Genomic DNA, 7,064 nt, shown 5'->3' on the forward strand with positions numbered 1-7,064 from the left:
AACAAGTAGAATTATCAATTAATAACAGACCCATTAGAAAATTCAATTACCTTAGTCCTATTGAAACTCTAAATAATAAGTTTGTTGCACTTATGAGTTGAACACAGCTTTCTACTATTTTCATACTATCTCTTTTTTATACTGGATACTTATTTTAACTTCTTCATTTCGTTCCATAGCTGCATAAACTATCGTTTTCAGCTTTTCTAACGCTTTTCGGGAAGAACTTCCCTTACCAATTCCGGTGTGATGTGTTACAGTAGCAATACAGCCCAATAATTCTTTTTTAGCGTCATTGGCGGGATGGATTAAAATCAAATCTCGTCCCGGAACATTTCTCAAATGCAAGTGCCATTTGAATTTTGGGCTAAACCGCTTCTGCAAAACATATTCTCCTTCAGGAATACAGGAAATCCGCCTTTGGTTATTCAACCAGGGCAACTCGATGGTATAACAAACTATTGTGCTGTTCCATTCTAAAACTCCCTGCGTTCCCTCGGGAAAATAAATTCTATTCAACACCAAAACCATCTTACAATCCGCTTACTTGAGCCAATGCCAATGGATTGTAAGACCCGTTTTTCAAAGGATACATTCTGCCATTTACCTCTTGGTAAAACTCCACTCCCAAAGCCAAAAATAAAGGGCTTGCGCTGCCTGGAGTTACCGCATTCAACTGATTGATGGCTGCCGTTGGAGCCGAATCCCACGGTAGAATAGCCGTTTCAGAGCTGGAAACAACAAAAGTTTCTGCTTCAAAATCAATTTCCGCACCGGCTGAAATGATTTTATAATGAGTCGTTCCACTAGGAGCGGCAATCATATTCGCAGGAACAAATGATGCGATATCTACGGAAATCTCTCCGCTAGCTCGATCGATAAGACCGGTAAAAGGAACATACAAAGTACTTCCCAATTTCCCTCTGATATTAAAATCAAAACCCACAAGCAATTCCGCCTCTCCGTCAATCACGTTTCGAAGTCCACGATCATTCGTCAAATCCGCTTGGATCACTTTAACCATGGCTTGGGTCAATCGGCTTACCATTCTGCTGTCGGCAGAATTAATAAGCAAAGTTCGCATTGCCGTTCTCAAAGTTTTACCAGCCTTTCCGGCTCTACCAAATTCAGAACCGTTTTCACGCGTTCTTTGAAACGCAGGATCACTTTTGATTCTGCTGGCGTCGATGCCTCCTTTTTCACGAGCCAAATGCCCGTCTTGGGTTTTGTAAAAAGTAATATCTCCAATAGTACCTTTTAACTTGATTATCCCTTTCTGTCTTGCCATAATTTCTAAATTTTTAAATTAATAAATGTTTCAAATTCCGTCAATCATCATCCTGTTGCAACACCTTTCGATTGATTTCGAAACAAAGATTACACTTAAACAAATAATTTAGAACACAGCTATATTCCATATGTCCTACAGAGGTATAAATGGCATTTATAAACATAAATGTCACTCTGCATAAAAAAAAGAACCATACAATATTTATATGCTTTTACATATAAATACATTTTATTTAATAAATTATATGCTTTTACATATAAATACATTTTATTTAATAAATTATATGCTTTTACATATAATTTACTATATTTGGTTAAAATCAATGCAAAAGCATATAATTATGAACACACTAGCCGATTTTGTAAAAGGGAAAAGAAACGAAGTAAAACTCAGCCAGGAAGCCTTTGCAGATCGCGCTGGTGTAGCACTTACTGTTATTCGGAAAATAGAACAAGGAAAAGAAAACCTCAACCTCGAAAAGGTAAACCAGGTGCTCAAAATGTTTGGGCATACCTTGGCTCCGGTCAATGCGAGAGAATTATCCAAAAATGAAGACTAAATAATATGAGAAAAGCAGCCGTATATTACAAAGAATTTTTGGCGGGCATCCTCACGGAAACGGACGACGGGGAATACACCTTCGAGTACGATGAAAAGTATGTAATGGAACATCCCAAAGAAGGAATCACCTTGACGATGCCGGTACGATCAAAAACCTATATCGACAAACGATTATTTCCTTTTTTTGAAGGATTGATCCCGGAAGGATGGCTTTTGGATATTGCATCCAAAAACTGGAAAATAAATCCTAGTGACCGTATGGGATTGCTATTGGCCTGTTGCCAGAACTGCATAGGAGCGGTTAGTATTCAACAAATATCGAACGAAAATGAGTAAGAACTGTCTATATTGCTACAAACTGTTGCAAGACAATAATGTTGGTGATTTTCACGAACAATGTAGTCTGGAGTTTTTTGGCACCAAACAACCGCCGGCATTCGAACATTCGCTTCAACAAATGGCAGAATTGGCCAAAAACGTGGTGGAACGGAGTGTGGCAGTTCCAGGTGTACAACCAAAACTATCCCTATCCATCGTGAATGACGCTCTGCAGGACGGAAACAAGGGTCGTCTTACCGTTGTCGGAGCCTTGGGAGGAAATTACATTTTCAAACCACCATCCGACCAATTTCCTGAAATGCCCGAAAACGAGCACCTGACGATGCGTATTGCAGAAGCATTCGGTATAAACACCGTAAAGTCAAGCTTGATCAAATTGCAATCAGGTGAACTTTCCTATATCACCAAACGCATCGACCGAACAGACGCGGGAGAGAAAATCCATATGCTCGATATGTTCCAAATCACGGAAGCTTTTGATAAATACAAAAGCTCAATGGAAAAAGTAGGTAAAGCCATAAACGAGTATTCAGACAACACGCTGTTGGATAAATTGTATTTTCTGGAATTGGGTATTTTCAGTTTCCTCACCGGGAACAACGATATGCACCTGAAGAATTTTTCGATGATCTATTCTAATGAAACCTGGACATTGGCTCCAGCCTATGATCTGTTAAACGTGGCCATTGTAAATCCTGACGACTCCGAAGAACTGGCCCTAACGATAGAAGGTAAAAAAAGAAAACTCAAATGGGAAAATTTCGAAAGACTGGGCATCAACCTCGGACTTAACGAAAAACAAATAAAAGGAATTGCAAAACGCATCCAGAAAAACAAGGCCGTCGCCCTCCAATGGATCAATAATTCATTCCTGTCAGAGGAATACAAGGAGAAATACAAGAACCTATTGGAAGAAAGATACCATAGCTTGTTTCGGCGGGAATAAACGCATCCTTTTTTTGATTAATTTTACCATAAGAAACTTTGGCCAACAGTACTTTAGTGTATCTCAAAGCCCACTCAAAGCTATAGATAGAGTATGAAAACAGAAAACAAGAGGTTGTGTATCTACCCGAAGGACATACAACGCATTACCGGAAAGAGTTACCGTCAAAGTATTAGATTATTACAGAAAATGAGAACGAAGCTAAACAAGCTCGAAAATGAGTTTGTATCCATCGAGGAATTTTGCCAATACACAAGCTTGAAAATTGAACAGGTTGAACCATTGATAATTGGTTAGAATTTATCCTTTACACGTTCAAATTTTAAACTTTACCTGTTCAATAAATAATAGTTAACGTGTTCATATTTTGACAAATAACAGTCCTTTTTTAGAAGTATTTTTTGTAAATTTACATTCATCAACACAGCTGAAAAACTGTAAAAATTTGAAGGGGCACATGTAGGGGCACTTGAAAAAATAAAATATATAGAACACTATATATCAACCACATAGCAAAGAGAAACAATTCCCTCTTTCTCCGCAGAATTCGGGAAGCTTAGTTAAATAAGGACTTCCCGTTTTTTTTATTTAAAAGTGAACAAAAAGTGAATATAAATGTTCTTTAGATTGATTTAATGTCCCCGCAACAATTTTAATTTTAAAACAAATTAAAATGAAATCAATTTATACAATTCCTAAGGTTGTTAAATATGATGACCTATCAAAACCTTGGTTTGTCTATTTCAGATACAACAAGGTAATTTTCCGTTATAAATACGGTATCAATTATATTGACAACTACAAAAAAAGAGAGATCGAAGCTAATTTACTTCGAGATGCTTTGTTTCAAAAACTAAGAGAGGGTTGGAATCCACAAATACCTGACCCAATTCAACAACAAAGCAATCTTACCTTTATTGAAACACTTGATTTTGCTTTAGAAAAGAAAACTCCCAATATTGGAAAAAAGACAATTTCAGGCTACCAAGGCACAAAATTAACTTCATTAAAGTATCGACTTCACTAGTGGGCTTAAATAAACTACCTATTGTAGAAACCAAACGAGCTCATATTAAGTTGATCAGGGAAAATACAATAAAGTAACGCAATTGGACTAATAATGCGTTCAATAAGCATCTAAATCATTTAAAAGCTATTTTAAGCGAGTTAATTCAATGGGATATCATAATAATTTTACTAAAATTAATAAAGTTTAGTTGGTTATTTGGAATTCACACTATTTTACGGATGCCTTCTTTTTTTACAAATCAATTTTCCAAATTCCCCCAAATTACTGAACTTAAAAAAACAAAATTTTCACGGAGATTTCCCTTATTATTTTGATTGATAACATGGTTTTTAGTATCACTCAAGAGTAAAAGCAGTTTTTTTCATTTGGTAATTCGGCACACCTGAATTTTCGATTTACGCATTGTATGCAGCAGGAATTAAAGGAAAAAACAATTTGAAGGATCGCGTTCTATAATATTGGTTACTTCCCACATCATAATGTCTGCAACTGTTCTGGGATTAAAGTCGTCGACCAAGGTTTAGAACAACTACATTCAGATCGGACCGTGAGTATAAAACTTAATTTCATAATATTTATTTTTTTATTATTTTTCTAACCATTTTCCTTTTACCGTTTTGAATATTTAGAAAATACATACCTGATGAAATGTTATTTATTTGTAAGTCGTTATCAAATAGACCTAAATTTTGAAATGTCTTACTGTAAATATTTCTTCCATTCATATCGATAATTTCTACAGCAATTTCTTGGTTGGTTTCTGGTGTAAAAGATATGTTGAAACTTCCATTATTTGGATTTGGAAATAATGAAAAATCTTTAAATTCAAAATCTTGCTTACCTAACACGTTTGTTGAAAATTGACTAGCAACAGTGTTGTAATAGGCTCTCATTCTAACGACTTGGCCTGCTGTGAACATAAATTTATTACCATCTAATGTATAATCCATATAATTCATTGTTAACGATTTTGTACCGGGTACACATCCAGCTACACTTCCTGGTTCAGGCCACATTGATGACATTTGACATTGCGGGGTGTCGTCAACATCATCTGTATTTCCTCGCGAACAATCAGTAATTGTACCATCTTTCCCAAAAGTATGATGTACACTTAAATAATGTGCTACCTCGTGAATAGCTGTTCCTCCTAAATGCCATCCAAAGTAAGGCTCAAATCCTGTTCCACAGCCAGCACCAGATCCGAAACAATTATTTTTTAGTACAATCAAATTGCCTTCGTCAGGAGTGCCACCTGTATAATATCCTGATCCAAGATTAGTATCTCTGCAAACAATATTCAAATAGCCTTTCCATTGAATGTCTCTGTGATCACCATTTTGAATATATAGAAAATTAGTTCCAAATGTTATTGCTGCCTGTCCATTGGTCAGCCCTGTTCCCGCAGGATGATTTTTGGTTGCTATTATAAATTTTATATTTGGATTACCCAAGTTAGTTCTTGGATAAAAGGCTTGTACTTGGGGCGTCCACAGCGCAATGTCTGGGTTTGTTGCGCTAAAAGCGGCATTTAAAATATCGATCTGATTTTGTATCAATAGCTTTAAACATTCTTTAATTGGTGAATTTGCAGTAATTTCGGGAAAATGAACCGCCACCGGAATAATAATTGTTGCGTTGGTATTTCTAGCCGCTTCATTTTGTGGATCTTGAAGTTTTGCTAATTCAATATTAAATTTTTTTTGAAAATCTAAATGTTTTTGTTTTGCAACTGGGTCATTCATCATTTTTTGCATTTGCGCATCGGTTCCGCAAGTTCTTTGTTGTGAAAATCCCAATTGAAATAGGAGTAAAGCGATGATTAATTTTAATTTCATAATTTGATTATTAATTGGTTGACAATTCTGCTTTATTTTTTTGACTTTTTGTAAATCTTTTTTATTCTACAAGAATTCTTCTCACCATTTTATTTTCACCGTTCTGTATATTTACTAAATATACTCCTGATGAAATCGTCTTTATTTGTGATTCTTGATCAAACATACCAGAATTTTGAAATGTTTTATTATAAATATTTTTTCCACTAATGTCATATATTGTTATTTTAATTTCGTCATTGGTTTCGGGTTTAAATGATATTTTGAAACTACCATTATTTGGGTTTGGATATAGTACAAAATTTTCAAATTCGAAATCATTTGTTGCTAAATTCGTTGCAATTGCAAACTTTGTAGTATTGACTGCATAAAATATATTACCAACAGATTGCACCATTAATCTACAATCCAACGAATTAATAGTGTTTGGAATTGTAATCACTTGCAAACCATCGTTGGGTGTATTTGCCAGAAGTGTGGTTGTAAATGTTAATCCTTTATCTGTTGATAATAATATATTTACCAACGAAGTATTTATATTATTGGCTGTTGTTTCTGCTACATCCCATGTAATGGTTTGCGATGAGTTTCCCGCCCACGTTATTCCGGTTGTGTTTTGTGATGTTATTACAAATGGCCCTGCGTTGGCATTTACTGTCAGTATCAAATCATCGCGTCTCACATTTGAACCCCGAATGACGGCATTATCTCGAACAGTAACTGCAAAATTTTGTACTCGAGAAACACTCGAAAGGCGTTCCATTCTAGTGTTTAATTCTCCTGCAATAACTTTTTCAAGTTTCGGCATGTATCGATTGGGAGAAGCTGTAGGTTGGTTAAATTTAAAATTTGGTCCAGAGGTAGCCGTTGCACTAGTTTCAAGTTGTACACCTGTATCTAAGCCCTCCCATGAATACGTGTAACCCTCTGCATTTGAATTAGTAACTAAGGCTTTCAAAACGTAAGGTGTATCTTTTGGAATAGTGTAATCTGGACCAGCATTAACAACTGGTGGTGGTGTACTTATAGTTATTAAAGTACCAGTATTTGATTCAGCCA

8 protein-coding genes are annotated in these 7,064 nt (G+C 35.6%); 4 read left to right on the forward strand and 4 right to left on the reverse strand.

Annotated features, from left to right (window positions below; all coding sequences use genetic code 11):
• Positions 1 to 120: 120 nt before the first annotated feature.
• Positions 121 to 531: a DUF5675 family protein gene (locus ACNQGB_RS15760; protein ID WP_417947206.1), complete on the reverse strand. Its 411-nt coding sequence runs from the start codon at positions 529 to 531 to the stop codon at positions 121 to 123.
• A gap of 1 nt (position 532) precedes the next feature.
• On the reverse strand, positions 533 to 1,288 hold the full coding sequence (locus ACNQGB_RS15765; RefSeq protein WP_417947205.1) for a hypothetical protein: 756 nt from the start codon (positions 1,286 to 1,288) through the stop codon (positions 533 to 535).
• Between the two features lie 343 nt (positions 1,289 to 1,631).
• On the opposite strand from ACNQGB_RS15765, the gene ACNQGB_RS15770 reads away from it, so the two are divergent.
• The 4 genes from ACNQGB_RS15770 to ACNQGB_RS15785 all read left to right on the forward strand — a co-directional run bounded on the left by ACNQGB_RS15770 (position 1,632) and on the right by ACNQGB_RS15785 (position 4,164).
• The gene (locus tag ACNQGB_RS15770; RefSeq protein WP_417947203.1) at positions 1,632 to 1,850 is read left to right on the forward strand and encodes a helix-turn-helix domain-containing protein; all 219 of its coding nucleotides are present in this window, start codon (positions 1,632 to 1,634) and stop codon (positions 1,848 to 1,850) included.
• A gap of 5 nt (positions 1,851 to 1,855) precedes the next feature.
• Positions 1,856 to 2,188, forward strand: coding sequence for a HipA N-terminal domain-containing protein (locus ACNQGB_RS15775; RefSeq protein ID WP_126745056.1), 333 nt, complete (start codon positions 1,856 to 1,858; stop codon positions 2,186 to 2,188).
• Complete coding sequence (locus ACNQGB_RS15780; RefSeq protein ID WP_417947200.1) at positions 2,181 to 3,137, forward strand: HipA domain-containing protein; 957 nt, start codon at positions 2,181 to 2,183, stop codon at positions 3,135 to 3,137. The genes ACNQGB_RS15775 and ACNQGB_RS15780 overlap by 8 nt, the downstream gene beginning before the upstream one ends.
• Positions 3,138 to 3,810: 673 nt before the next feature.
• Positions 3,811 to 4,164 (forward strand): hypothetical protein, encoded by a 354-nt coding sequence (locus ACNQGB_RS15785; protein WP_417947199.1) that lies wholly within the window; start codon positions 3,811 to 3,813, stop codon positions 4,162 to 4,164.
• Between the two features lie 578 nt (positions 4,165 to 4,742).
• Here the strand turns inward: ACNQGB_RS15785 and ACNQGB_RS15790 are convergent.
• Together ACNQGB_RS15790 and ACNQGB_RS15795 are read right to left on the reverse strand one after the other, a co-directional pair.
• On the reverse strand, positions 4,743 to 6,005 hold the full coding sequence (locus ACNQGB_RS15790) for a zinc-dependent metalloprotease (protein ID WP_417947197.1): 1,263 nt from the start codon (positions 6,003 to 6,005) through the stop codon (positions 4,743 to 4,745).
• A 61-nt stretch (positions 6,006 to 6,066) separates the two neighbouring features.
• Positions 6,067 to 7,064 (reverse strand): T9SS type A sorting domain-containing protein (locus ACNQGB_RS15795; protein ID WP_472777144.1); only part of this gene is annotated, 998 nt, incomplete at its 5' end.

The sequence above is a fragment of the Flavobacterium frigidum genome, from assembly GCF_048286795.2.

Coding starts and splice junctions, on each gene's coding strand:
- ACNQGB_RS15780 (WP_417947200.1), top strand. CDS start 2,181: ATGAGTAAGAACTGTCTATATTGCTACAAACTGTTGCAAGACAATAAT.
- ACNQGB_RS15770 (WP_417947203.1), top strand. CDS start 1,632: ATGAACACACTAGCCGATTTTGTAAAAGGGAAAAGAAACGAAGTAAAA.
- ACNQGB_RS15775 (WP_126745056.1), top strand. CDS start 1,856: ATGAGAAAAGCAGCCGTATATTACAAAGAATTTTTGGCGGGCATCCTC.
- ACNQGB_RS15785 (WP_417947199.1), top strand. CDS start 3,811: ATGAAATCAATTTATACAATTCCTAAGGTTGTTAAATATGATGACCTA.
- ACNQGB_RS15760 (WP_417947206.1), bottom strand. CDS start 531: ATGGTTTTGGTGTTGAATAGAATTTATTTTCCCGAGGGAACGCAGGGA.
- ACNQGB_RS15765 (WP_417947205.1), bottom strand. CDS start 1,288: ATGGCAAGACAGAAAGGGATAATCAAGTTAAAAGGTACTATTGGAGAT.
- ACNQGB_RS15790 (WP_417947197.1), bottom strand. CDS start 6,005: ATGAAATTAAAATTAATCATCGCTTTACTCCTATTTCAATTGGGATTT.